At 55.1% G+C, this 20,148-nt stretch carries 21 protein-coding genes; 4 read left to right on the top strand and 17 right to left on the bottom strand.

Translation table 11 applies throughout. The features are described 5' to 3' along the window. Window positions 1-74: 74 nt before the first annotated feature. Together ACW9KT_RS00220 and ACW9KT_RS00215 are read right to left on the bottom strand one after the other, a co-directional pair. Complete coding sequence (locus ACW9KT_RS00220) at window positions 75-842, bottom strand: MBL fold metallo-hydrolase (RefSeq protein ID WP_457077349.1); 768 nt, start codon at window positions 840-842, stop codon at window positions 75-77. An 81-nt stretch (window positions 843-923) separates the two neighbouring features. Further along, the gene (locus ACW9KT_RS00215; protein ID WP_457077348.1) at window positions 924-1,505 is read right to left on the bottom strand and encodes a TetR/AcrR family transcriptional regulator; all 582 of its coding nucleotides are present in this window, start codon (window positions 1,503-1,505) and stop codon (window positions 924-926) included. Between the two features lie 270 nt (window positions 1,506-1,775). Between ACW9KT_RS00215 and ACW9KT_RS00210 the strand changes: the two genes are divergently transcribed. After that, entirely contained in the window at window positions 1,776-2,111 is a 336-nt protein-coding gene (locus ACW9KT_RS00210) for a hypothetical protein (protein ID WP_457077347.1), read from the top strand. A 32-nt stretch (window positions 2,112-2,143) separates the two neighbouring features. Here ACW9KT_RS00210 and ACW9KT_RS00205 read toward each other — a convergent pair whose 3' ends face one another. The 6 genes from ACW9KT_RS00205 to ACW9KT_RS00180 form a co-directional block, all read right to left on the bottom strand. After that, on the bottom strand, window positions 2,144-2,857 hold the full coding sequence (locus tag ACW9KT_RS00205; RefSeq protein WP_457077346.1) for a haloacid dehalogenase type II: 714 nt from the start codon (window positions 2,855-2,857) through the stop codon (window positions 2,144-2,146). A gap of 247 nt (window positions 2,858-3,104) precedes the next feature. Next, window positions 3,105-3,716 carry a hypothetical protein gene (locus ACW9KT_RS00200; RefSeq protein WP_457077345.1) on the bottom strand — a complete coding sequence of 204 codons (612 nt, stop codon included), beginning with the start codon at window positions 3,714-3,716 and terminating at the stop codon, window positions 3,105-3,107. A 195-nt stretch (window positions 3,717-3,911) separates the two neighbouring features. Continuing rightward, window positions 3,912-4,859, bottom strand: a complete 948-nt coding sequence (locus ACW9KT_RS00195; protein WP_457077344.1) for a proline iminopeptidase-family hydrolase — start codon at window positions 4,857-4,859, stop codon at window positions 3,912-3,914. Between the two features lie 70 nt (window positions 4,860-4,929). Beyond that, entirely contained in the window at window positions 4,930-5,697 is a 768-nt protein-coding gene (locus ACW9KT_RS00190; RefSeq protein ID WP_457077343.1) for a creatininase family protein, read from the bottom strand. Between the two features lie 186 nt (window positions 5,698-5,883). After that, on the bottom strand, window positions 5,884-6,651 hold the full coding sequence (locus tag ACW9KT_RS00185; protein WP_457077342.1) for a PKD domain-containing protein: 768 nt from the start codon (window positions 6,649-6,651) through the stop codon (window positions 5,884-5,886). A gap of 155 nt (window positions 6,652-6,806) precedes the next feature. Beyond that, window positions 6,807-7,439 (bottom strand): DUF4269 domain-containing protein, encoded by a 633-nt coding sequence (locus ACW9KT_RS00180; RefSeq protein WP_457077341.1) that lies wholly within the window; start codon window positions 7,437-7,439, stop codon window positions 6,807-6,809. A gap of 203 nt (window positions 7,440-7,642) precedes the next feature. Between ACW9KT_RS00180 and aspA the strand changes: the two genes are divergently transcribed. Beyond that, a complete protein-coding gene (gene aspA / locus ACW9KT_RS00175) occupies window positions 7,643-9,049 on the top strand; it encodes an aspartate ammonia-lyase (RefSeq protein ID WP_457077340.1) in 1,407 nt (468 codons plus the stop codon). Window positions 9,050-9,119: 70 nt separating this feature from the next. On the opposite strand, the gene ACW9KT_RS00170 is transcribed toward aspA, so the two are convergent. From ACW9KT_RS00170 to ACW9KT_RS00155, 4 genes are all read right to left on the bottom strand, one after another. Beyond that, entirely contained in the window at window positions 9,120-10,040 is a 921-nt protein-coding gene (locus tag ACW9KT_RS00170; protein WP_457077339.1) for an alpha/beta fold hydrolase, read from the bottom strand. Window positions 10,041-10,182: 142 nt separating this feature from the next. Next, entirely contained in the window at window positions 10,183-10,899 is a 717-nt protein-coding gene (locus tag ACW9KT_RS00165; protein WP_457077338.1) for a 3-ketoacyl-ACP reductase, read from the bottom strand. Window positions 10,900-11,099: 200 nt separating this feature from the next. Continuing rightward, a complete protein-coding gene (locus ACW9KT_RS00160) occupies window positions 11,100-11,369 on the bottom strand; it encodes an acyl carrier protein (RefSeq protein ID WP_457077337.1) in 270 nt (89 codons plus the stop codon). A gap of 375 nt (window positions 11,370-11,744) precedes the next feature. Next, window positions 11,745-12,299: a GNAT family N-acetyltransferase gene (locus tag ACW9KT_RS00155; protein ID WP_457077336.1), complete on the bottom strand. Its 555-nt coding sequence runs from the start codon at window positions 12,297-12,299 to the stop codon at window positions 11,745-11,747. A 451-nt stretch (window positions 12,300-12,750) separates the two neighbouring features. Here ACW9KT_RS00155 and ACW9KT_RS00150 point away from each other — a divergent pair, with 451 nt between their 5' ends. Beyond that, window positions 12,751-13,308: a hypothetical protein gene (locus ACW9KT_RS00150; RefSeq protein ID WP_457077335.1), complete on the top strand. Its 558-nt coding sequence runs from the start codon at window positions 12,751-12,753 to the stop codon at window positions 13,306-13,308. A gap of 128 nt (window positions 13,309-13,436) precedes the next feature. Here ACW9KT_RS00150 and ACW9KT_RS00145 read toward each other — a convergent pair whose 3' ends face one another. The 5 genes from ACW9KT_RS00145 to ACW9KT_RS00125 form a co-directional block, all read right to left on the bottom strand. Continuing rightward, window positions 13,437-14,342 carry a hypothetical protein gene (locus ACW9KT_RS00145; protein WP_457077334.1) on the bottom strand — a complete coding sequence of 302 codons (906 nt, stop codon included), beginning with the start codon at window positions 14,340-14,342 and terminating at the stop codon, window positions 13,437-13,439. Window positions 14,343-14,619: 277 nt separating this feature from the next. Beyond that, on the bottom strand, window positions 14,620-14,901 hold the full coding sequence (locus ACW9KT_RS00140) for a hypothetical protein (protein WP_457077333.1): 282 nt from the start codon (window positions 14,899-14,901) through the stop codon (window positions 14,620-14,622). Window positions 14,902-14,914: 13 nt separating this feature from the next. Further along, window positions 14,915-16,189, bottom strand: coding sequence for a M48 family metallopeptidase (locus ACW9KT_RS00135; RefSeq protein WP_457077332.1), 1,275 nt, complete (start codon window positions 16,187-16,189; stop codon window positions 14,915-14,917). Window positions 16,190-16,457: 268 nt separating this feature from the next. After that, window positions 16,458-17,963 carry a serine hydrolase gene (locus ACW9KT_RS00130; protein WP_457077331.1) on the bottom strand — a complete coding sequence of 502 codons (1,506 nt, stop codon included), beginning with the start codon at window positions 17,961-17,963 and terminating at the stop codon, window positions 16,458-16,460. A 126-nt stretch (window positions 17,964-18,089) separates the two neighbouring features. Beyond that, window positions 18,090-18,650, bottom strand: a complete 561-nt coding sequence (locus tag ACW9KT_RS00125) for a glycosyl-4,4'-diaponeurosporenoate acyltransferase CrtO family protein (protein WP_457077330.1) — start codon at window positions 18,648-18,650, stop codon at window positions 18,090-18,092. 289 nt (window positions 18,651-18,939) lie between these two features. Here ACW9KT_RS00125 and ACW9KT_RS00120 point away from each other — a divergent pair, with 289 nt between their 5' ends. Then, the gene (locus ACW9KT_RS00120; protein WP_457077329.1) at window positions 18,940-19,938 is read left to right on the top strand and encodes a ScyD/ScyE family protein; all 999 of its coding nucleotides are present in this window, start codon (window positions 18,940-18,942) and stop codon (window positions 19,936-19,938) included. Window positions 19,939-20,148: the final 210 nt, after the last annotated feature.

Below are 20,148 nucleotides of genomic sequence, written 5' to 3'. Positions count from 1 at the left end.
CAGCACTGTATGGGTTACAAATTCTATAAACTTCGAGCCATTGCTAGTTCACCATGTACTTGGTTCGTGGGCGTTTAAAACGAGTAGGATTCTCCATCTTCGGGTACGAATAGCCGATTTGTCATCCCTGTTTCGCCGGCAAATGTGCGCAGCTGCTGGCGCGTCAGCATGCAATGGTTCAGTGACTCTAGATGGCAGGCAAGCAGCGTGGACTGCGGCGCAGCCTGGTAGACTTGATAAACATCCTCTTGGTTCATGATAATTGAGCCGAGCCCGATGATCTGAGCATCCCCCGCATTTAGCACCACGATGTCGGGCTGATACTGTTGCAGGTTATCGTGCACCTGTTGGTTCCAGACGGTGTCGCCAGCGACATAGAGCGTTTTTTCCTCCGGGTGCCGGAATACCACTCCGCACACATGACCCAGAATTTCGCCCGCCGCCTCAATGGCTGCATCGCTGCCGTGCTGGCCCGGCGTCTGGGTTAGCGAGATGCCCTGAAATTCAGCGCCTTCGAGCAAGCGAACGTCGGTAAAGCCCTGTGACTGAATTAAAGCTTGGTCCTGAGCATGCTGGGTAAAGATGGGTAAATGCTTGGGCAGCAGGGCCTGTGCAGCCTTGTCCCAGTGGTCGTTGTGTGTATGAGTGACAATGACGGCATCCACTTGCATCAACTCTTCTACCGGTGTTGTCAGGCCCACTGTGGGGTTCCGCAAGTGGCTGTTTGGCGTGCCGGGTATGCCGGGATCAGCGCCTTGGTCGGCCAACATAGGATCAATAAGGAATTGAACGCCAGCGTAGTCAAGCCGTAGCGTGGCATTGCGAATGAGTTGGATTTTCATGCGTTTAAGGATTAAGTAAGATGTAATTAGTGTTAAGGACCAAATGGTCCAAAAATGGATAAAAAAAGGTACGCAGATTTGCTATTCGTCCAGATGAGTTAAAAGTAGGTGCAGCGCGTTGTCTAGTTCTTGTCGGGTATAGCCTACTCGCGCCATCACTTGTAGCCCTGGAAAGGCTAATACTAATAGTTTGGCCAAGTCAGGGGCTAGGCGAAGGCTGGTAAGTGAACCATCCTGCTGTCCCCGCTCAATGGCGCGGGTCAATATCTCTTCAATGAATTGCAGGTCCTGCACTACCCGCTCGCGAATCTCCGGATCATGGGGGGCCAATTCCACTGCTTGGTTGATGCTCATACAGCCCAGGGCGGGTTCGGGCGCATTAACGTCGGCAAAGAGCGAGTGGAAAAAAGCGTCAATGCCCGGGCGTGCGGGCTGCTGTTCTAAAACCCGGTGCGCATCGCGGGCCCGGGCCTGCCGATATGCGTCGAAGGCCGCAAGGAACAATTCCCGCTTACCGCCAAAAGTGGCGTACAGACTGCTTTTGCTTAAACCAGTTGCGGCCAGCAAATCAGCGAGGGAAGTAGCTTCGTAGCCCTTACGCCAGAACACCCCCATGGCCTGGTGCAGGGCTTCGGCCGTATTAAATTCCTGAGGGCGTGCCATGGTGTGGAAAAAAAGATAGCAAGAGGATAATGAAGTTTCGAATGTTTAAGTGTCGCAAGTTACAATTAAGAACCGATCGGTCCAAAACTTGTTTCAAAGTTATTATTAATGATGATCTACGATATGGGTGCATGAAAAAGCTACGGTTGGGTTATTTACCTTCATGCTCCTATACGAGGCACTATGGCTCCTGAGTAGCCTACCAAACTACTACACACCGCTTACCGCCCCGATCTAGACCTATTTGTGGGGCGCTGGGCGTATCAGCCAATGCGGGAGTTGCTACCTCGCGCCTACGAGCACCTAACGGAGCAAGCGCTAGCGGCCAACTGCCGCTTCTGGCTACAAGACATCCGGCGGCGTGCCTTCAGCGACCCCAACATCACCCGTTGGCTGCTCACCGCGTACTTTCCCCAAATGGCCGTCAGGCTGGGTGGGCGCTTGCATGTAGCTTACCTAACGGGCCCGGTCTTGCTGGAAGCCATTACCAACGGGACCGAATTTCTACCGCCCAGAGCGTACGACTCAATGCCTTACGTAATGGCATTTTTCAGAAACGAAGGCGAGGCAATGCAGTGGCTGCACCACGAGCAAACGCGCCGATAGTTGGGGTAAGTTTGCCAACTGCAAAGGCAGTATTAGAGGCGCTGGGGGGCTTTTTTAGCAATAATCTGCTTCGCCACCTCGGGTAGCGTTTTGCCCTCGAAGGTAGGTGATGGGGCCAAAGGGTACAGCGTTTGACCCTTGCGAGCAATGAAACCTGCTTGCAGGCCTGCGTGCAAGGCCCCCGTAATATCCCAACCATGCGCCGCAATCAGGATGGCCGAGCTATGGTCGGGGGCGCCGGCCTTGCTGGCGGCTGTGTGGTAAGTGCCCAGGTAGGGCTTGTACAGGCGCTGATCGTCTACGCTCAGGCCCTGCTCGAAGTAATGGATAATGTCGGCGTAGCGCAGCTGTTTGTCCAGCACGCTACGAGTAGAGTTGGTGAAGGCGACCAACGAGTAGCCCGCGTCCATGAGCATCTTCAAGCCTTCCGGAACATCTTTGTGGGCGGGCAGCTCCGTCATTAGGTCCAGAATCTTATGCTTCTCGGCCGACTTTAGGGTGCGCTCCTGTAGCATAGCGGCCGTCATGTCCAGGGCCGCGTCGCCGATGGCGCGGAAGTCGTGGTAATGGTTCGTGACGGTATCGACTAGGGAATACTGGAGCAATAAACCAAACCATTGATGAAAAGCAGCTTTATTGTTAAAGGCTTTGATAAGCGCATTTTTCAGCTTGCTCATGTCCAGCAGTGTTTCGTTTACATCGAAAAGAATGACTTTAGACTTGCCAGTAGCGCGGGGCTGAAGCATAGATAGAGCAGTTTAACAGAAATAAAAGAGGTAGATGGATACCTCTCCATACGCAATGCTTGGCCCTGCTGATCAAAAACAAAGCCGATATGAGCGCTGCAATGCTCGATTAGAGGGCGGCGATGAGCTGTACCAAATCCTAATCGCCTTTTATGGGGCAAGCAATGGAATTGAGTGTAGAGAAAGCGCTGAAAAAGCAAACCCGCCAAGCGCTGCTTGCCTGCTCTATGGCAGCACGGCTTCGGCTTTACTCTTCTGTCAGCGGCACATTGTCAAACGACCCTTTTACGGTGATGTCGCACTTATACCAGGAGTCAGTGTCCCTGACCGGAGAATTGGGGTCTTTAGTCCGCGTAAAAACAGCTTCATACTGGCCACTAAGCAGTTTGCGCCGGACGTCGTAGGTTGTAATAGTGAACGTGCCACTGACTTTCGCCGTGCTGCTCAGGTACAAGTAGGTGCCCGTGCCATTAGTCGGCCGCAAATCATAGAAATAGCTTACAAAGGCCGCGTTGGTTGGCGCACCATTGACGGTGGTAATCGTTTTGAGTGGGTAGGTGCCAACTAAGTCAGGCTTTAGCTGGGTGCGGTCGAATGCGAAGTTGATGCCTTCGCTGCTGGGGAGCGCACTTACTCCTACCTTCAACTCCTTCGTGCTTTGGGCGGCAAAAGCACGCACGGCTTTGGTCTGAAAAGTAGTGTCGAGGCGGGCGCCGGTTTCCAGGTAATAAATCGAGCGATTCAGCAAAGACGTCGCTTCGGGCAAGACTTCAGGAGCTGGATCTTCGGTTTCTTGCTTGTCGCAGCTGGCTGTAAGCAACATCGTCAGAAATAGCAGTAGCGTAATGAATGGCTTCATAAGCATAACTGAAAAAGGTGCAGAAGCTAACCCAAACGAAAAATAGTGCCATTTGTATGCATAGATGTTTGTTGCATATAAATGGCACTATTGAGGGTACTAGAACAGATTTGTATCTTTTTATGCCCTAGTCAGCCACTCCTGAGACCGTCTAATGTGATTAGCTGTGGCTAATCTGTATAGCTGTCAAGTTCATCACTGTTTCCGCAGAAAGGCGCGCACCGTTTGGAAATACTCAGCTGGCACTTCCCAATACGCTTTGTGAGAGGCATTTTCAAAAATCACCAGTTGCGAGTTTGGCGTTTGCTTCTGAAAATAAGCTACTGTAGTGGGCGCGGCCTCATCGTAGCGCCCACACAGGTAAAGTGTCGGCACCGTGAGCTTCTTTAGGTCGTTGGCGCGGGAGTAATTCTTCAGCGTACCCGTAGCCTGCGCTTCATCGGGGCCCCACATGGTTTCGTACACCTGCCCCCCGAAGGTAGGGTTTGGCGGCATGGGGCCATTGCGATATAGGTGCTGCCGATTGTAGAGCGTCACAGCTTCTTTATAGGCCTGCTTGCTGGGCTCATCGGTGGCCGCGTACAGGCGCATAGCTTTCTGCTGAGCCGGGGGCAGCTGGGCAATGTAGCGCTCCGCATCCTGCACCCAGCGCTTGGTATCGAGCAAAGGGCTGGACAGAATCACGCTTACAACCGTGGGGGGCTTTTTGGTGAGCAAATACTCCACCGCCAGCGTGCCGCCCCAAGAGTGGCCGAGTAAATGCACCTTCGGGTAGCCCAAGGCTGCCACTACTTGCTCCAATTCTGTTACGAAGCGCTCCAGAGTCCAAAGCTGCGGGTTATCAGGCTTATCCGATTTGCCGCAGCCGAGCTGGTCGTAGAGAATAACCGGCCGCTCATCGGCCAGGGTCACAAAGCCCTCGAAGCTGCCGCTGCCCGAACCCGGTCCGCCGTGCAGAAGTAGGAGCGGCGTGCCGGGCTTGTCGGCGCCCAGTATTTGATACCAAATTTTGCCCCCCGGCACGGTGATATAGCCTTCTTTCATAGTGGTCTTAGCATGAGATTGGGCCTGCACCGTGCAGAGCAGAAACCAAAGGGCTACCGTGAGCAGGAGGCAATGACGGCTACGGGATAGATACTTCATGTGGCGTAAAGGGGAGTAAGGAATTAAGACCAAGCTAACCTAAACTTCCCTAACCCTCACTCCGCGCTGCTTACTCGTACAACTCCTGCGGATCGGCGGCGGCCAGCTCCATCAGAAACTGCCCGATGTTGGTCGTCACGGCTTCCAAAAAAGCCTCGCCTTTCGCGGCCGTAGCCTCGGCAGGGTCGCCCACGCCCGTATCGGCCGATACTTTACTCCATTCGCGCTGAGCCCAAGCCCAACCCTGCCGGAACGCTTTGACTTTGAACTGCTTGGCGGCTCCGTCGCCGGCTTCGGATAACGGGCGGACAAGCTGGGGGGCAATGTGGAGCATGGCGCTGGTTTCCATCTCGTCGGCGTGGTCGCCGGGGGCGGCGAAGAACTGGTTGCGGTCAGCGGCTTTGAACCAGTTGAGGGTGCAGAGAAATACCTGCGGAAACTCAGCTTGTAGCTCGCGCAGCATCTGCCGGAAGTCGTTGCCGCCGTGGCCGTTCAGTACCACCAGCTTTGGAATGCCCTGCCGAGCCAGCACCTGTACCATGTCGCGCAGAATCAGGAACTGAGTGCTGGGATTCAGGTTCATATCGAGGGTAATGTCCAGCTGACCCGTGTTTACGCCGAAGGGAATGGTGGGCAACACTACCACTTTTGCCCCCTGGTCCCAAGCTTTGCGGGCTGATTCGGCCGCTACGTAGTCGCACTGGTAATTGTCGGTGGCGTAGGGCAGGTGGTAGTTGTGAGCCTCGGTGGCGCCCCAGGGCAGCACCACAACTTCGTATTTGGTTTCCTGTACCTGCTTCCAGGTGGTTTCGGCGAGGATGTAGGGGCGGGGAGTCATGGAGGAGATGTGAATCTTTTACGCGAATAGTCCCTAAAATAGACTACTGCCGTACAGACGCAACAACAGCCAGCCAAGTTTACCCCGGCTGGCTGTTGCTATCATTCTCATTACGGGAGCTGCCCATGAATGTAGGTCCTATCAAGGCAACTGGAGCCCTCTTAGGGTGCCCTAAAAACCAAAAAGCTATTCATACCCACATTCAAGGGTAATAGCAGTGCCAAGGGCACCCGATTGAATGAGTAAGGTATGGGCGCGGGTAAGATCAGGAAAGGCAGAGAGGCCAACTCCTGAGCCACCAGAGGAAAAGACGAGCTGCTTGCCGCTCGTATCATCGCCCAGCACGTTAATCGTCACGCCTTCCCCGACGAGGTCATTATTTAGTACTACTCGACTAGTTACGGGAACCTCAAAGCTGGTCTCTGTATTAGCAACGCCGGTCAAGGGAGTAGATCGATAAATTAAAGAGCCAATTACGGTTGAAGGTGTATTCCTCTCGCGCGTCCCGATTTCAATGGTAAGAGCCGCTCGTTTGCTGTCATTCCAAGTAGGTAATCTACCGAAGGCATTCCAGTTGAGGCGCCTTACTATGATTCGTTTCAAGACTCTGTCAACTACCGTAATTGGTTTAGAAATTACGCTACGTTCGCCCGTTGAACTAGTCGTTGTTAGCTTGATAGTATAAGTTCCTGATTGGGCATAGCCAAAAACAGGCGCTGCTTCTGTAGAGGTAGTACCATCGCCAAACTCCCACTGATACGACTCGCCGTCTTTGGTATTATTAATAATCTTAATGCCATTCCGGGCTGGGTAAATGGGCCTCGGCTGCCGGAAAAACTGATCAGCGGGAGCATAATCGAAATCGGCAACTGGAACAATTTCCTTTTCGCAGCCAGCTAAAAGAATAACTGAGAGCAGCAGTAGGGGTAGTCGCTTCAGAGAGGTGTAAGTCATAAAACAGAGCTATAGTATAATTTTGTTGTAATATATAGTGTAAGGCTTTCTATTTCAAATGGTTCGTGGCGAACCGTCAGTTACTTTGTGTACGGACTACTTGTGCTACCTTCTGCCATTGTGAGATAAGGTCAACCGGTACGAACCAAGCGCCTTTATACCGTACCAACCAACGGTGAGAGACTAGCTAGCCAAGCCCGAAGCTCCTCCACACTGATGCCTTCCAGCGTTAGCAACGACTCGTAGGGGTCGCCTTTCAACTGGAGCAGCTTAGCAAAGGCGGGCTCTGTTTTAAGCCCTTGCTCTTTGAGCCTGCGCACCGCGGCGCGCCAGGCCTCGCCCCCGGCTTGCAGCACCCGGTCTTCCACGACCATGTGCCGAAAAGCCTGCTGGCGCTCCGTCGGGCAATCCTGTCCAAAAACCTCTACTTCGAACTCCTGAAAGCGAAAAGAGCACACCACCGACGGACGTTGGTTTATTAGCTTTTGGGTTACTATAAACTCCGGCAAGTGAGCGTACTGCGCCTGGAGCAGTCCGACGAAGCGCGCCATTTCTGTAGAATCCACGGCGCATAGGATATCTAAATCGCTGCTGGCTATATCGATGTCGAGCGGAATGGTGCCGGCCAGCACGGGGTCAAAAGCGGAGAGGGTGCTCCATATGCCGAGGTTCTGCAAGGCGGCGTAGGCAAATTGCTGGCGCTTATTGCCGGCAAGCAGATAATGTGGGTCCTTCCAGTTTCTCACGCTAAGCTGACTATTGGCCTGATGCACAAGGTAGGGACGCATAGTGGTGTCTAATCTTTGCTAAAGTTGTTTATGTGATAGTCACGCTTTATAACGGTTGTTTAGCGGAGAGACACAAGTATGTGTCTCTACAACGTTCGGGAGGCCACTGCAGCGCCTGGTATTAACCCTAACCTACGCAGTTGCCGACCTCCTCTGTTACTTTGCGTAAATAAGGCACACCCAGCACCACCCTATCCCCACCCATGAACCAGTTTAGAACCGAACACGATTTTCTTGGCGAACGGGCCATTCCTACTGATGCATATTACGGTATTCAAACCCTGCGCGCCCTCGAAAACTTTGATATAACCGGCATACCGCTGAAGTCGGAGCCCTTGTTTGTGCGGGCTCTGGCCCACGTGAAAAAAGGCGCCGCCCTCGCTAATCGCGACCTAGGCGTGCTTGATCCTGCAATTGCCGATTGCATCCTCCAAGCCTGCGACCGAGTAGCGGCCGGCGAGTTCGACAACCAGTTTCTAACTGATATGATTCAGGGCGGGGCCGGCACGTCGGTGAACATGAACGCCAATGAGGTGATTGCCAACGTGGCCCTGGAAATGATGGGCAAGGAGAAAGGTCAGTACGAGTTCTGCCACCCCAACAACCACGTCAATTGCTCCCAATCCACGAACGACGCCTACCCAACTGCTTTCCGTATTGCCCTCAATAATAAGCTAGTGGGTTACACTCAGGCGCTAGGCTTGCTGGCCGATGCCTTTGCCGCGAAAGGTGAGGAGTTTCGCAACGTGCTCAAAATGGGCCGCACCCAGCTCCAGGACGCCGTGCCCATGAGCATGGGCGACGAGTTCAAGGCCTTTGCCACCAACCTACGCGAGGAGCTGCTACGCATTGAGGACAGCCGCCACCTCATCAGCGAGATTAATATGGGTGCCACGGCCATCGGTACGCGCGTCAATGCCCCAGCTGGCTACGCCGAAACTGTAACGGAGCACCTGCGCAACATCACGGGTCTGGACTTGGTACTGGCCGGTGACCTGATTGAGGCCACCTACGATACGGGCGCCTACGTGCAGCTTTCTGGGGTGCTCAAGCGCACGGCCGTAAAGCTCTCCAAGATCTGCAACGATCTGCGCCTGTTGTCCTCAGGCCCCCGCACGGGCTTCAACGAGATAAATTTGCCCCCCCTGCAGCCCGGTTCCAGCATTATGCCTGGCAAGGTAAATCCTGTAGTGCCGGAAGTCGTCAACCAAACCGCCTTCTACGTTATTGGTGCCGACCTCACCGTGACCATGGCCGCCGAAGCCGGTCAGCTCCAGCTCAACGTGATGGAGCCAGTTATTTCTTTTGCCCTGTTTACCAGCATTTCCTACCTCACCCGCGCCTGCCACACCCTGCGCGAAAAGTGCGTGGTCGGCATCACGGCCAACGTGCAGCACGCCGAGCAGCTAGTGCGCAATAGCGTTGGCATTGTGACCCAGCTAAACCCTATTCTGGGTTACGAGACTACCGCCGAGATTGCCAAAGAAGCCCTACGCACTGGCAAATCAGTGCACGACGTAGCCGTGACCGAGCGCCACTTGCTGACTCAAGCCAAATGGGATGAGATATTCACTTTCGAAAACCTGATTCGCCCCAGCTTTATTCAGTAAATGCAGAAGAGCAGGTTGCCGCAGCCCCGCAGAAACGTGAAGTGTCGCGTCTCTGCGGGGCTGCGGCCGTTCAGCGGCTTTTTGAACGAGCCAACCAGATACCGCCTACTACAACCATAAGCACGCTAGCCAGCGCAGCGGCCGTGCCCAAGCGGTGCAATGAGGCAGGCTGTTGGGGCGCATCTGCCGCTTCCTCAATCATTTTGCCATTGGTGGCGCGCAAAATTAGATCAATGGTTTTTGCGGGTTGGTCCCACTGTGGGAGGTGGCCGCAGTCGTCGAACCAGCGCAGGCGGGTATCGGGGAATTTGGCCAAGGCCCGCTTCGACTGATAGGGAAAGCACACCCGGTCTTGCCGGCCCCAGCCTATAATAAGGGGCGCCGAAATACTGCCGCGTGGCGCACCCTGCTGCTTTTCGCCGTAGGCCAGATTGTAGAGCAATTCATCAAAAGAGGGCGCCGTGGCGTAGGTGCGCATCTCATCCAGCGCTACGTGGGGGGCAATTTTCCAGGGGTGGGCAGAGAACTGGGCGAACAACACCGTGCGGCTCACCACATTACCGGTTATCTGCGGCATCACAGGCTGCAGGGCGCGCACCAGCCTAAGGGCAATAGCGACGCTGTGGTAGAAAAAAGGCACCTCCCATCCCTCCCAGAATCCGCCCGGACTGAGTGACACCACCGTGCCCACCACGCCGCCCCGGCGAGCCAACTCCAGCACCAGCCGCGCGCCCATAGAGCTGCCGACCACGTCGATGCCTAGCAGGTCCTGCTCGCGCAAAAACTCCGTCACGGCATCGGCCAGGGTGCCAATCGTGACGGGGCCGGGGAGCGGCGGCGTGTCGCCGAAGCCGGGCAAGTCCACGGCAATAACGTCGCGCTCAGCAGCCAGGCCATCGAGGATAGTTTGCCAGGAGCGCCAGCTGCCCCCGATGCCGTGGAGCAATAAAAGGGGCTTGCCGGTGCCGCGCCGGGTGTGGTGCATGTTCATCGTATCAGGGAGCTTGAGTTAAGGAAAAGTAAAAAGCCCCCCAACCGCTGCAAGTCAGGGCTGGGGGGCTTTTTGCGCTTCAGCTTGTACGGGCTAACCGGCAAAATCGCTTAACTGTATACCTATGAGGTGCAAGGCGCCCTTATGGGTTCGTAGACCACATGCCGGCTTCTTTGATGAACACCCGACGGTTCAGCTTCAGCTGGGCAATGATGAGCTCGGCCAGATCTTCGGGCTGAGCCACTTTATCTGGGTTGCCATCGGTAAGCTTGTTGCTGACGGCCAGCTCTGTAGCAATGGTGCTGGGCGTGAGCGCCGACACGCGAATGTTGTGCTTGCGCACCTCCTGCATCAACGACTCGGTAAGGCCCATAACGGCAAACTTAGAGGCGCTGTAGGCGCTAGTGCCCGCCGCGCCGCGCTGCCCGGCCGTGGAAGAAATATTGAAAATGTCGCCCGTTTGGCGCTCAATCATCTGGGGTAATACAGCGCGGGTAGCGTAGTACACGCCCATCAGATTGACCTGAATAATCCGCTCCCAGTCGATGGGGTCAAAGTCCAGGAACTTGCCGAAGGTGCCGATGCCGGCGTTGTTGATCAGAATATCGATGGGCCCCAGCTCCTGCGCTACTTGCGTGGCGGCGGCTTCTACGGCGGCGCGGTCGGTGATGTCGGAGGCCACTACCGTCGATTTGCCCCCCAGCGCTGTTAGCTCGGCGGCTACAGCCTGGAGCTGCTTTTCGGAGCGGGCCAGCAAGCCTACGTGCACACCTTCCTGCGCCAATGCCAGCGCTATAGCTCGTCCAATACCTTTACCTGCGCCCGTCACGAGGGCCACTTTTCCTACTAATGATTCCATGAAATGTCGGCTAAAAAGAAAATGAATACACGGCATAACTACCAACGCCGGCCGGTGTTTGGCCCACATCGATAAGTGGCTGGTATACGCTGGTTTTCATTTTTAGCCAAAGCAGAAAAGCTTAAAAAGCTTGTGCTCAGGAGCGAGATAAATTGATGAAGCCAAACGAAAAGGCCTGCTCAATCAGGGTGCGTAGTCGTTTAGGCCATAAGCGTGGCGCAGTTCCATCTTTGTCCTACCACCTGGTCGTTGAGGCAGTTGATGAGCTGCTGCACGGTTTTTATCTGTTCAAGCTCTGTATCGGGAATGCGGACGTGGTAGAGGTTTTCGAGGCGAATAACCAACTCAAAAAAGTCGATTTGGTCCATGCCCAGGTCTTCGCGGAAGCGCGAGTCGTCGGAGGGTTTGGTGGTAGAGGTTGGTTTGCTGGACAAATAGCTGTACACCTGCTGCTGAATGGGAAGTTGCATAACTAAAGAAAGAATAGGGGTTGAGGCACAGAGAAGACGTAGTGTGCTCCGGCAAAGCTGCTGCTGACGCAGATAAAGCTGGCTGAAATTACGCACACACCGGGAGCGTGCCACTGAAATGGAAGACGTATTCCTCAGCCTTTTACCTTATTATAATAGCTGATTCTTTCTTCCTCAATTGCTTTAGCCCAACAGTAACTGCACGTCTAAATCCGCCGAACCTATAGGTGGCAGACTAACTCGGCGCCGCAGCGCAAGCGCTAAATCAACGACCCTAGCCGGGCGCAGGCATCAAAGCATTATACAAACACTGGCCAATCTGATATAAAAAAGGCCCCCGCATTATTCCTGGGGGCTTTTCTGAGGCCTAAATGTCTACTGTTCGTTCGCTATGCGCTCCAACATCAGGATGGGCTCATCCTTGTACATGGTACGGTGGTATTTGCGGTAGCCAAACTTCTCGGCCAGGCGCAGGGAGGCGCGGTTGTCGGGGTGAATAATGCAGACGGTGCGGGCCCCACCAAAGTGAGTATCGCCCCAGGCGATGGCCGCTTCTACGGCCTCAGTGGCATAGCCTTGGCCGTGCACGTTGGCGGCCAGCACCCAGCCTATTTCGGGCGTGCCGTGGTTGGAGGGCTTCAGGTCGCGCTTAGGATCAGCAAACCCCACGGCCCCGATGAAGTTACCGGTGGCTTTTTCCTCTACTGCCCAAAACCCATAGCCCAACAAGGCCCAGTGGCCAATGCTGCGCAGCATAGTGGCCCACACTTCTTCCTCCACCATAGGGCGGGGGCTCAGATAACGGTAAAAATTACGGTCGGCCCACATGGCCACGTACTGGGTGAAATCGCTGGGACGGTAGCCGCGCAAGACTAGCCGGGCGGTTTCTAGCACCGGCACTTGGTGAAGGGTCTGATCTAAAACGGACATAGAAATAAGCTCGATAGTATAGCTAGTTAGCAGTGAGGTGGCTAAAGTAATAAGCGCGCGGCTAGGAGCCCATGCTCAAAGCCAGGCCCGCGGCCCGCAGCCGCCGCCAGTTTTGCCCCCCACAACTCTATTTGCGCTTCCGCCTTCCCAGCGCGCCCCTGTCCGGAGCTGGCACGCCTCGGCAATAGTGCACATATCAAAAGCGAACGCACTGTCCGCTATCGGACAGATTTTGAAAGTGCTACAAAATAGGCTTGTGTTTTAATCAATTGATAATGAGGTGTTTGTGTGAATGGCACAGGTGTTGAATTTATGTCTTCGTCGGGTAGCACTGACTGTCCAAAATCGCCCACGATTTTAAAAGCAGCCAAAGCTATACGAAGGTAAAAGGCCGCTGCCGAGCGGTGCACTGAACACGACATCTATCATTTCTAACCCCAAACTTTTTACCATGAAAAGCTTTTTCACCTCCGCCACTCCTTCATCCGCTGCCCGTTTTACTTCTAAGTCGGCGTCTGTTCAGCCACGGGCTGCCGTGCAATCAATGCTAAGCCGGGTGCGCCAGGCCGCCCTTGGCGCCTTGTTGTTGGGTAGTGCATTCTTAGCCAGCCCCGCAGTTGCCCAGCAGCAGCCCATAACAATAGACAAAACAGATGCCGCCACGTTCCGGGTGCGTACCCAGAACCCAATGAATGAGCGCGTGCAGGTGCAGGTGATTAGCGGCGTTACAGGCCACCGGTTATTTACCGAAACCTACGACCAAGCGTATTATTCCCGCCGCCTCAATTTTCAAAACTTGAAACCAGGTTCCTACTTCCTGGTCACTAAGCTCGGCCAGGACACCTACCGCTACACGATTCAAGTGAAGCCTACTGCTACTGGTCAGGTCGTGGCCGTGCGCAATGTGCGGGTGCGCTTAGGCAACCGGAGCCAGCAGGTAGCAACTTTGAATACGCTAACCCCTGTGGCTGTATCTTCTGCCCTGGCAACTAATGAAACTGGATTGTAGGAGCTGGCAACGCTGAGTACACTAGTGTGCTGCTCGTATTCAACCCGTCGAGCTTGGTAAACCTTAATTGTCAAAAGAGCCGTCCCTGGGGACGGCTCTTTTGCTGTATCTGCGAACGACTGGCGGGTTTACCAGGAGCCGCTATTGCTGTTATCATCATCAAAGCCGCCTCCGCCCGTGTCATCAGAAGAGGAGTTGTCGTAGGAAGAGGTTTCATCGGCCGAGAAGAAATCGGGCTCCGATTCACTGGGCAGGTCGGAGAAATAATCGGGGGCTGAATTGTCGGTGCTGTTTACGCCGTCTAGGGCCGGGAAGCCAGTAGAAGAACCAGCTGCTCCACCCAGACCAGCACCGCCAAGCCCAGCGGCGGCAGTCGTATTGGGGTCAAGGGGTTGGGGAGGTGTATTGCCAAGGCCGCCCAGGTTCTGACCGGGTTGGTCATTGTGCCCGCCGCCCGCCATGCGGTTACCCAAATAAGCACCGGCTGCGGCCGCGGCGCCCGTCGCCAAAATGCCCCCCATGTTGCTACCTATTCCTCCACCACCACCTCTGTTCAAGGAATTGTTGCCCAGAAAGTCGGGGGTTTGTTGGGGTGCGGGGCCACGGTTCATATTGCCGGCCGGGCCGGTAGGCCGGTTGGGATTCGCCGTCTGAGTGCCTAGGAAATCAGGCGTTTGATTAGGGTTAGGCTGACTAGGGTTTTGGGGCTGGTTGGAGTATACAGTACGGGGCGCGGCGGCCGGCGTCTTGCGCCGAAACAGGCGCATCAGCAGCCACAGGACGCCTCCGATAACCAGGGCACCGATGGCCATTGTACCGATACCTAAGCCCGAAGAGGCCGGTTCGGGGGCCGACGCTGAGGGTCGAAATGGCTCGGTGCTTGGCTCCGAAGTTTGGGATAAGTCGTTGTTCAGGCCAGCGCCAACGCCTGCGTCAGCACCAGCGGCAACATTACCCGCACCTGCCGCGAGGCCGGAGTTGGCGACTTGTCGCTGGCCGCCTTGGGCGGCATATTGGGGGTTAGCCGCCAGCATCAGCGAGTTCAGGCCTTTGCGTAAACCCGCAAAATAGCGGCCCTGCTTGAAGTCGGGCGTCCAGACCCGCTGCTACGAGCACTAGAAGAAAAAACAAGAAGCGTTGCATAGTGCAAAAGGATGAGATGGAAGATCGGGGTTGCTCTGCCTGTCTTTTACGTCGCTCCCTAGCATGTGACTGTTAGGGAAACACTTGGCTAACTGCTTTCGCCTTATCGCCTTGCCTTTGCTATTGTAAGCTTGCTTACGCTTGATACAAAATCACCTACCTACAGTGTTACTGCTCAGATGTTGAGGCGCTTGGGGGTAATAGTACCTCGGCCATGGCTTTTAGGTCAAGGTCGGGTACGAAGCCATCACAAACGGTGAGTACCGAGAATAAGTAGCGCCTCACCTCTGCGGCCTGGGGCTGTGGGTGGCGCAGGGCAGCCTGTACCATGTGCAGCGACAAATCGGCTAGAATAAACTTCTTCCGCTCCTGCGGGTCCAGGGCCTCGACGGCAGCAGTCTCGGTCAGGGCGTGGGCTTGGTGAACTAACTGAAGAATAGCGTCTTTCATACCATATTAAGGACTATTTATCCGACAAATGCTCTGCCTTCCAGCGCATAGCTGTCAGCACGCGGGTGTGGCCACTGGGGTGGTCGAAGAAAATAACCTCTTCCAGCGGGCCGGGATTAATCTTCCGGTATTCCGACAGCTTCATGGCAATACTAGCAAAGCCGTCGGGCTGACGGGCGGCGTTCAAGCCAAACACGTCGGCTTCCTGCTCCTGGGTGCGAATAATAGTGTTGAAGGCCGGCGTAGCCAGGAACATGAACACCGCAAACAACGCCACCAGCAGCGGCAGCCCAGCCACATCGGCAATGCCCGCAATGCCCCAGCGCGGCCCATAGCGCCCGATAAGCCGGTGGAAAGCCCAATCGACAAACCACAGGCCGATGCCAATAATCAGGATGAGGAAGATCAGCATTTTGGGGATGTGATTCAGCACGTAGTGGCCCAACTCGTGGCCCATGACAGCCTGCACCTCCTCGGGCGTGGACCGATTGAGCAGATTATCATTGAGTGAAACCCGGATGGTGCTGCCCAGCCCGCTCACGTTGGCACTGATGCGCTTGCTCTGCTTGGAAGCATCGACGAGGTAGACATTGTCGGCGGGCACGCCGTTGGCCCGCGCCATACTCAGAATTTGGTCGCGTACGGGGCCCGCGGGCAGGGGCGTGTACTTATTAAACAAGGGCGAAATGAACACCGGCGACACGAATATGGACACCACCAAGAACACGGCAATGATAGCGGTACCCCACACCCACCAGCTCCGCCCCGTGCGCCGAATGGCCGCGTACAAGGCTAGCAACACCAAGCTCCCAAACACCAACGATAGCGCCAAGCCCTTCAAATCGTCGGTGAGCCACTCGCCGAAGCTCTGATTGGATAAGCCGTACTGGTGCTCCCGAAAATAATCCTCGTACAAGCTCAAGGGGAAGTTGAGCAAGTAAGCCAGCAGCAGATACATGGCCACATAAGCCAGCGTGGGCAACACCTTGCCCGGCAGCCGAGCCGTCCAGTCCTTCACGGTTCTGGACAGCCCCAGCAGCAAAAACACGCCCGCCACGGCCAAAGCATACAGCAGCCCCCAGATTTGGAGCCAGTAGCCGCCCTCAAAGTAAGCGTCGGAGCTGGCTTTTTGAGCCGGGGTAAGGGTGTCGAGGTAGTGCTGGGTGGCGGCTTCTATGCTGAAGGCAGCGGTAGTGTCGGCTTGGGTGGGCGCGGCAGCCAGAGCGGGCGCCATGACTAGTAGTAGCGCCAATATGCTTAAGAAGAAGCGTTTGTATAGGAGAGGCATAGACTTGAGCGATAGGAAAAGCAGCATCAGCACTGTGTGAGCTTGCCTCTGTAAGCTAATACTTTAAACTCTATATATACTGCGTCTTGGGTTACTGATTTCTCAGGCGTTATCGATCTTCTTGATGCACCTCGCAGTAAGAAAAGCCCCCCAGCTGTTCGTCTGGGGGCTTTTTTACTTTAGTAAGTACACTGACTTACTAGAGCAGCTACTTAACTCCATTGCCGGAAGTAACTACAGCCGCCTAAACGCAGCATCGCTCCGGCGTTTAGTTGATGTTGGTATTGGCTCCACCAGCTTCCAGTTTTTTAAGGTGGTCCACGGCGTTTAAGTTGGCCGGGTTTAGCTCCAGGGAACGTTTGAAGTTGCTGATGGCGAGAGCCATGTTCCCACTCTCCTCATACGCCTCACCCAGACTATCATAGGTGTTCGCGCTTTTGGGGTAGAGGCTCACATTCATCTTGAACATTTCCACCGCCTGTGGCTTTTTTCCGCTCCGCAACAGGCTATAACCCCAGCTGTTCACGTAGTCTTCCGATAGGTGCAGCTCGGGATGCTTTTTCTTTACCTCCTGCATCACTTCAAATGCCTGAGCGAAGTTGCGTTTCTGTAGCTCCGTACGCAGGGTGCCCAGAGCCGGGGGTAAACCATAGGTGCCTTCCTCAATGGCTGCCGCCAACTCCGCGAGTCGGCTTTCGGTGGAGCCATCGTTGCGGTTGGCGAGCAGCACGAGGCCGCGGTTTAACTCGGGATAGAATACGCAGTAGCTGGCGAAGCCGAAGGTGCCGCCGGAGTGGGCAAAGGCCACTTTGCTGTCTATGGTTTTGGTAATAAACCAGTTTACGGCCATAGCCTCGCTGTTAGGGCTGCCAAAGGTGGGCTGGTGGCTGAGCTTGACGGCGGCGTTGCTGGGGTCGAGTTGGAGCTGCAGGTACTTCAGCAGGTCAGTGGTAGTTGAGTTGAGGCCACCGGCAATTTGCAGGTCGGGTAGGGTGTGGTAGGGCGTTACCATGCTGGTGGGCCCGTAGCCTTTCGCTTGCAGCGGAGCTTTGGCCTTGGGGATGGTCAAGGCTGTGCTGGTGCTGGTCATTTGGCGAGGGCCAGTAATGTATTTTTTCACCAGGTCCTCGTAAGGCATTTTATACACCCGCTCCAGAATGTAGCCCAACATCTCCGCCGCCACATTGGAGTGCTGAGGCACGGTGCCGGGAGCGCGGGTCAGCTTTACTTGGTGGAGGTCGGCGTAAAAGTCCTGGCGGGTGCGGTTGATATGTAATCGGTAAAAATGCGGCGCAATAGAGTCCGGATTCGGATTGCGGAACACCTCGGGCCGATCTGGGAGATTATCCGGCAAGGCGGAGGTAGTATTGGCCAGATGCACCAGTCGAATCGGCTGACCCTGATACGTGAGGTTAGGGTAACTACCGTCGAGGTGCTTCCGAATATCATCGTTCAGGTTTAGCTTCTTCTCTGTCACGGCGTGCGCCAGTAGCAGACCAGTAAAGGTTTTCGTGACAGAGCCAATTTCGTACAGCGTGTTCTGCGTGGGGGGCTTTTTTTGGCCGTTTTCAGTTGTGCCGAAGTTGTAGAAGTACGTCCGGCCATTGTCGTATACACCTACCGATAAGCCCATATTGCCTGGCACGCTCACGAAGCGCGAGCCCAGCCGCGTGGCGGCCGTATCGGGGTTGATAACGGGCGGGTTACTTTGCCCAACGGACGCCGTGGCAGCAACGAGAAAATACAGGCAGGCGGAGGGGAGAATTCGCATCATGTGGGGATAGATACCCGGGATGGCTAAACCGTTGCTTCGGGATCTAAAGTAGGTGTAGTTCTCAACTTCATAGGCTTTGGCCTGACACCGGTTAGTAGGATAGAGTCCGCCTTGGCTTGCTGCCGGCTAGTGCTTCATCTGCCCCGCAGCCAGCCGGACCCGAATGTATTGCTGAAGCCACATCGGATACAGATTGTACCCCACATTGGTAAACCCGATGAGCAAGGCCCAGCGCCCGTGACCCAACGCGGCTGCATAGAGGCTCGTCAGCAGAAAAAACAGAAACAAAACTAGGTGAAACCGCTCTTGGTGGTAAGTAGCTCGCACTACGGCCGCCACAGCCAGGCGGGAGCGTACGCGCCGGTACTGCGGATACCGCCGACGAATTAGGCCATGAATCAAGGTGCCGTGCTGAGTGAAGAGGTTGACTACATGCACGCCCAGCCGGCGGTACGTAATCGGCGCGTAGTTAAGCTGCCAGTACCGAAACCACGAAGCCGGCAGCCCACCAAACGCCAGCATACTGCCCGCCAGCATCCCATAAAGCCACGGCCGCTCCATGTGCTGGTAGCAATACACGCTAATGGGCGTCAGGCTCAGCACCGACCAGAATACGTTGGGCACCGCGTTGTACCAGGCCAACAAAGCAGGCGAATGAACAGCTGATTTCGGTGCAAATGGCGGCATAGTGCTAGGGCAAAGAAGGTGCTCGGAACTACTCTACTTGCCTGAAGCTACGCCAGCGCAAGCACGGGACGGCCTGGAGGGCGTTTGCTGATTTAGCTGTTGCTCGACACTAGCAGTCCAGACCGGTAATGCCAAGCTAAGCGGTGGGCAGTGAGCGGCTCACAGAAAGAGGAAAAAAAACTATGAAATCTTTTAAAAATTATGTTAGATTCGGGATAACGACTTGAATAGCAGAGTTTTAAAATTAGTAAAGTCATACTTTCTTTTTCCACTCCAATCACCAACCATCATGAATTACAAACGCTACCTCCTGAATGCAACCTTACTTCTGGCTCTTGTTACCACCGGCTGCAACGACATCGACGGCCTCGACGGTTTGCTGGCTTCCCAGCGACCTATTTTAACCGACGATCTGGTGAGTCCCATTGGGATGAGTGTAGCGCCAAATGGCCGCGTGTGGGTAAGTGAGTCGGGGACAGGGGGTAACGATGGGCGGGTATCCGTGGTGAGTGGCACAGGGCAGGTGTATCCAGTATTTACTGGCTTTCAATCCGATTTGCGGCCCGACGGGGAAATCACCGGCATTGGCCACGTACTGTATCGTGATGGCATCTTGTATATTCTGGGGGGCTATTCTGGCAAGCTTTACCGCGTCGATGTATCCACTTATCGGCTCGGCGACCCAGCGCGCCCCGCGTCTAGCCTGAGTTCAGAGGATATTGGCTCGTTTGTGTTGTCGCAGAATCTGTCTGACCCAATCGACTCTAACCTCTACAACATGACCTTCGGGCCAGATGGCAGCCTATATATCGTCGATGCGGGCGCCAACGCCATCATCCGGCGGGATAGAGACAGCGGGCGGCTGAGCGTATTTGCCCGCTTCCCCAACATTACCCCCCAAACCCAGCCCGTGCCTACGGGTATCGTGCACGATGGCAACCGCTTCCTGGTCAGCACACTCACTGGCTTTCCCTTCGCCACTGGGTCCGCCAAAATAATGCAGGTCAGCAACAGCGGCGTTGTGAGTGACTACCGCACCGGCTTCACTACCCTCACCGACATTGAGCTAACCGCCAACAAAGCCCCCGTGGTTACTCAGCTGGCCGAGTTTGTATTTCAACCCCCAACAAACGTAGGCTTCCAGCCCAATACCGGTGCCGTACGCAGCGAGTCAGGCACCGTTCTGCTCGGTGGCCTCAGCCGCCCCACCGATATCGAGCGCATCAGCGGCAACACCTACTATGTACTAAGCAACGGCAACGGCACTATCCGCCGAGTAACCTTCTAGCTCTACTATTATTCGCTACTCATTATTTGTTATTGATACTCATATTGTTAGAGACGCAGAACGCCCAGCCAATAGGTTGGGCGTTCTTGCTTGTAGCTAGAGCCGTAGGCAGCAAAGCGCGAACATCAGGTCAGGTACAAACAAGAAGAGTCGTCTGGGGTGCAGACGACTCTTCTGTTTCAACGGGTTTGCTCACCAACGCATACTCTT

The organism is Hymenobacter sp. HD11105 (assembly GCF_054051685.1).
Note: the sequence above shows the minus strand (reverse complement) of the source record. Positions and strands in the feature narration are given on the sequence as shown.

What these genes read in the sequence shown, in the direction of transcription:
- ACW9KT_RS00220 (WP_457077349.1), bottom strand. Translation starts at nt 842, where the DNA reads ATGAAAATCCAACTCATTCGCAATGCCACGCTACGGCTTGACTACGCT.
- ACW9KT_RS00215 (WP_457077348.1), bottom strand. Translation starts at nt 1,505, where the DNA reads ATGGCACGCCCTCAGGAATTTAATACGGCCGAAGCCCTGCACCAGGCC.
- ACW9KT_RS00210 (WP_457077347.1), top strand. Translation starts at nt 1,776, where the DNA reads ATGCGGGAGTTGCTACCTCGCGCCTACGAGCACCTAACGGAGCAAGCG.
- ACW9KT_RS00205 (WP_457077346.1), bottom strand. Translation starts at nt 2,857, where the DNA reads ATGCTTCAGCCCCGCGCTACTGGCAAGTCTAAAGTCATTCTTTTCGAT.
- ACW9KT_RS00200 (WP_457077345.1), bottom strand. Translation starts at nt 3,716, where the DNA reads ATGAAGCCATTCATTACGCTACTGCTATTTCTGACGATGTTGCTTACA.
- ACW9KT_RS00195 (WP_457077344.1), bottom strand. Translation starts at nt 4,859, where the DNA reads ATGAAGTATCTATCCCGTAGCCGTCATTGCCTCCTGCTCACGGTAGCC.
- ACW9KT_RS00190 (WP_457077343.1), bottom strand. Translation starts at nt 5,697, where the DNA reads ATGACTCCCCGCCCCTACATCCTCGCCGAAACCACCTGGAAGCAGGTA.
- ACW9KT_RS00185 (WP_457077342.1), bottom strand. Translation starts at nt 6,651, where the DNA reads ATGACTTACACCTCTCTGAAGCGACTACCCCTACTGCTGCTCTCAGTT.
- ACW9KT_RS00180 (WP_457077341.1), bottom strand. Translation starts at nt 7,439, where the DNA reads ATGCGTCCCTACCTTGTGCATCAGGCCAATAGTCAGCTTAGCGTGAGA.
- aspA (WP_457077340.1), top strand. Translation starts at nt 7,643, where the DNA reads ATGAACCAGTTTAGAACCGAACACGATTTTCTTGGCGAACGGGCCATT.
- ACW9KT_RS00170 (WP_457077339.1), bottom strand. Translation starts at nt 10,040, where the DNA reads ATGAACATGCACCACACCCGGCGCGGCACCGGCAAGCCCCTTTTATTG.
- ACW9KT_RS00165 (WP_457077338.1), bottom strand. Translation starts at nt 10,899, where the DNA reads ATGGAATCATTAGTAGGAAAAGTGGCCCTCGTGACGGGCGCAGGTAAA.
- ACW9KT_RS00160 (WP_457077337.1), bottom strand. Translation starts at nt 11,369, where the DNA reads ATGCAACTTCCCATTCAGCAGCAGGTGTACAGCTATTTGTCCAGCAAA.
- ACW9KT_RS00155 (WP_457077336.1), bottom strand. Translation starts at nt 12,299, where the DNA reads ATGTCCGTTTTAGATCAGACCCTTCACCAAGTGCCGGTGCTAGAAACC.
- ACW9KT_RS00150 (WP_457077335.1), top strand. Translation starts at nt 12,751, where the DNA reads ATGAAAAGCTTTTTCACCTCCGCCACTCCTTCATCCGCTGCCCGTTTT.
- ACW9KT_RS00145 (WP_457077334.1), bottom strand. Translation starts at nt 14,342, where the DNA reads ATGCTGGCGGCTAACCCCCAATATGCCGCCCAAGGCGGCCAGCGACAA.
- ACW9KT_RS00140 (WP_457077333.1), bottom strand. Translation starts at nt 14,901, where the DNA reads ATGAAAGACGCTATTCTTCAGTTAGTTCACCAAGCCCACGCCCTGACC.
- ACW9KT_RS00135 (WP_457077332.1), bottom strand. Translation starts at nt 16,189, where the DNA reads ATGCCTCTCCTATACAAACGCTTCTTCTTAAGCATATTGGCGCTACTA.
- ACW9KT_RS00130 (WP_457077331.1), bottom strand. Translation starts at nt 17,963, where the DNA reads ATGATGCGAATTCTCCCCTCCGCCTGCCTGTATTTTCTCGTTGCTGCC.
- ACW9KT_RS00125 (WP_457077330.1), bottom strand. Translation starts at nt 18,650, where the DNA reads ATGCCGCCATTTGCACCGAAATCAGCTGTTCATTCGCCTGCTTTGTTG.
- ACW9KT_RS00120 (WP_457077329.1), top strand. Translation starts at nt 18,940, where the DNA reads ATGAATTACAAACGCTACCTCCTGAATGCAACCTTACTTCTGGCTCTT.